This is a genomic window from Arthrobacter sp. Y3223164 (genome assembly GCF_059091005.1).
This window is the reverse complement of sequence record NZ_JBNHGF010000377.1, coordinates 1-2,590: the sequence shown is the minus strand read 5'-3', so window position 1 is coordinate 2,590 and position 2,590 is coordinate 1. Positions and strand designations below refer to the sequence as shown.

Sequence of the window (2,590 nt, the reverse complement as noted above, 5' to 3'; positions counted from 1 at the left end):
CGGGAGAGGCCGCCGCCCAACAGGCCTGCCGCGCCGAGCACGGTGAGGGCGGTCGCCGTCGTGAATTGGCGCCGGGAGACAGCGCCTGGGGAACCGGAACCGCTGCCAGTCATGGCCAGCCCTGCCTCACGCGAACCTGATGGTAGCTCCACGATACGCCCGCATTCGTGCCGCCGACAGTGGCGGAAACCGTGATGCCGACAGTGGCAGAGACCGTGACGCGGGCCGGCGGGTTGGCCGTGGCCGGGCCGGCACCAGGGTGTGCCGCAGCCCGTGTGTTCAACGCAACGAGCGCCGGGGCAGCGGGCCGGAAACGCCTGCCGCGCCGGCTCGGGTTGCCCGCCGGGCGGACAACCGGGGGATATCCATTGTCAGGACCATGGGGTATGAAGGGAACAGGGACCACAACCGATCATCAGGAGTTTGCACATGGAAGTTTGGCCGGGAGACGCCTATCCGCTGGGGGCCACGTATGACGGCAACGGCACCAATTTCGCCGTGTTCAGCGAGGCAGCGGAGGCCGTTTTCCTGTGCCTGTTCGACGACGACGGGGCCGAGACCAGGATCGAGCTCAAGGACGTCGACGGCTACGTCTGGCACTGCTACCTTCCGCAAGTCCAGCCGGGACAGAAGTACGGCTTCCGGGTGGACGGGCCGTACGACCCGGGCCAGGGGCAGCGCTGCAATGTTAACAAGCTGCTGCTGGACCCCTACGCGAAGGCCGTCAGCGGCCAGATCGACTGGGCCCAGCCACTGTTCGGCTACAACTTCGGGGACGAGGACTCCCGCAACGACGAGGACTCTGCCGGGCACATGATGCTCGGCGTCGTCGTGAATCCGTTCTTTGACTGGGACGGCGACCGCAAGCCGCGCACCCCCTATCACCGCTCGGTGATCTACGAGGCCCATGTGAAGGGCCTGACCCAGCTGCACCCGGAAATCCCGGAAGAACAGCGCGGTACCTACGCCGGCATCGCGCATCCGGCGGTCATCGGGCACCTGCAGAAGCTGGGCGTCACCGCGATCGAGCTGATGCCGGTCCACCAGTTCGTCAACGACAGCACGCTTCAGGAGAAGGGGCTGTCCAACTACTGGGGCTACAACACCATCGGCTTCTTCGCGCCGCAGAACACCTATTGTTCCTCCGGGGACACCGGGCAGCAGGTGCAGGAGTTCAAGGCAATGGTCCGGGAACTGCATCTGGCGGGCATCGAGGTGATCCTCGACGTCGTGTACAACCACACGGCCGAGGGCAACCACCTGGGCCCGACGCTGTCCTTCCGCGGACTCGACAACGCGGCCTACTACCGGCTGGTCGAGGACCAGGAGCAGTACTACATGGACTACACCGGCACGGGAAATTCGCTGAACGTGCGCCACCCCCATTCGCTGCAGCTGCTGATGGACTCGCTGCGCTATTGGGCATCGGAAATGCACGTGGACGGCTTCCGCTTCGACCTTGCCTCCACCCTGGCCCGGGAGTTCTACGACGTGGACCGGCTGTCGACCTTCTTCGAAATGGTGCAGCAGGATCCGATCGTGTCCCAAACCAAACTCATCGCCGAACCGTGGGACATCGGCCCGGGCGGCTACCAGGTGGGCAACTTCCCGCCGCTGTGGACCGAGTGGAACGGCCTGTACCGGGACACGGTCCGCGACTTCTGGCGGGGCGAGCCCTCAACGCTCGGCGAATTCGCCTCCCGCATCACCGGCTCTTCGGACCTGTACGAGGCCACGGGGCGGCGCCCGGTTGCCTCCATCAATTTCGTCACCGCCCACGACGGGTTCACGCTGCGGGACCTGGTGTCCTACAACGAGAAACACAATGAGGCCAACGGCGAAGACAATAACGACGGCGAATCGCACAACCGCTCGTGGAACTGCGGGGTGGAGGGGCCCTCCGACGACCAAGCGGTCCTCACCCTGCGCGCCCGCCAGCAGCGGAACTTCCTGGCCACCCTGCTGCTGAGCCAGGGCGTGCCGATGATCGCGCACGGGGATGAGCTGGGACGCACGCAGCAGGGCAACAACAACGTGTACTGCCATGACTCGGAATTGTCCTGGGTGGACTGGAACAACGTGGACCAGCCGCTGCTCGAGTTCGTGGCCACCGTCAACCGGTTAAGGGCCGAACACCCGACCTTCCGGCGGCGCACGTTCTTCGACGGGAAGCCGGTCCGCCGGGGCCAGGGCGAGCCGTTGAGCGACGTCGTCTGGCTAACCACGGAGGGAACTCCGATGGAGCCCGAGGACTGGGACGAGGCCCTCGGCCGCTGCATCGGCGTCTTCCTCAACGGCCAGGGCATCCGCGGGCGCGACGACCGCGGGCAGCGGATCACGGACGAGCACTTCCTGGTGTACTTCAACGCCGCCGACGACGACGTGCCGTTTGTGCTGCCGCCGCGGGAGTACTCGGCGGCCTGGGACATCATCATCGACACGGCCGGCGGCGACCAACTGCCCGGCCCGCTGACGGCCGGAACGAAGGTGCCGGTCGCCGCCAAGTCCACGGTGGTCCTCAAGGCCCACACGGCGCCGGAAGAAGAGCCCGACCACTCGGTCGCCGCCTCCGTTGCCGCGATGGCCGAGG

The 2,590-nt window shown here is 66.5% G+C and carries 1 protein-coding gene; it reads left to right on the top strand.

Annotation, left to right across the window (positions count from 1 at the left end):
* Positions 1 to 429 precede the first annotated feature (429 nt).
* On the top strand, positions 430 to 2,590 hold a 2,161-nt coding region (gene glgX, locus AC5RUJ_RS14295; protein ID WP_494156050.1), incomplete at its 3' end, for a glycogen debranching protein GlgX.